This window comes from Mesorhizobium escarrei (assembly GCF_935825525.1).
Lineage (GTDB): Bacteria > Pseudomonadota > Alphaproteobacteria > Rhizobiales > Rhizobiaceae > Mesorhizobium > Mesorhizobium escarrei.
On record NZ_CAKXZT010000104.1, the window covers coordinates 1 to 884 of the forward strand.

The window sequence follows — 884 nt, forward strand, 5'->3', positions numbered from 1 at the left end:
TTATGACGCGTGGCTGCTCGGGCACGCCAAGCTAAATAGCACCGCCTTCTACACCAAGGTTGCAACCCGCACGGTGCGCACCGTCACCAGCCCGCTCGACAAGCTTGGCCTCTTCAAGCCGGAAGAGATCTCACCCGACGGCTGAGCGTGCGCGCCTCGATCGAGGTTGCCGACATCTTCCGCACTGCCGGGCCCGCCTACCGGGCCGCCCATGCAGGGCATCTGACACTGCAGCAGCTCAAGGTCATGTCGGCGATCGAGCACTGCCGCACCGCGGCCCTTGGCGGTCACGTGGAGGCCTGCGAGGACTGCGGCCACTGGCGCATCGCCTACAACTCCTGCCGCAACCGGCACTGTCCAAGGTGCCAAGGCGCGGCGGCAAGGGAATGGCTCGCCGCACGCGAGGCCGATCTCTTGCCGGTCGGCTACTTCCACGTCGTCTTCACGCTGCCAGCCGAGATCGCCGACATCGCCTATCCCAACAAGGCGGTGATCTACGACCTGCTGTTCAAGGCGGCGTCGGAGACGATGCTGACCATCGCGGCCGATCCGAAGCATCTGGGCGCACGCATCGGCATCACCGCCGTGCTCCACACATGGGGTTCGGCGATGACGCATCATCCGCACGTGCACATGATCGTGCCAGGCGGTGGCATCTCGCCGGACGGAAGCCGGTGGATATCGTCGCGTCCCGCCTTCCTGCTGCCGGTGCGGGTGCTCGGCAAGCTGTTCCGCCGGCTGTTCCTCTCCCGGTTGGTCGCGCTGCACGACGCTGGCCGGCTCGCCTTCTTCGGCGCAATTGCTCATCTCGCGGAACGGCGGGCATTCCTGCGCCACCTGTCGCCGATCCGGAAGAAGCGCTGCCGAGTAGGTGGGGGCGTTAC

1 protein-coding gene is annotated in these 884 nt (G+C 66.4%); it reads left to right on the top strand.

Going from position 1 to position 884, the window contains the following annotated elements:
• Nucleotides 1-147 precede the first annotated feature (147 nt).
• The coding region (locus NMG80_RS07160; RefSeq protein ID WP_254017467.1) for an IS91 family transposase at nucleotides 148-884 on the top strand (737 nt) is incomplete at its 3' end.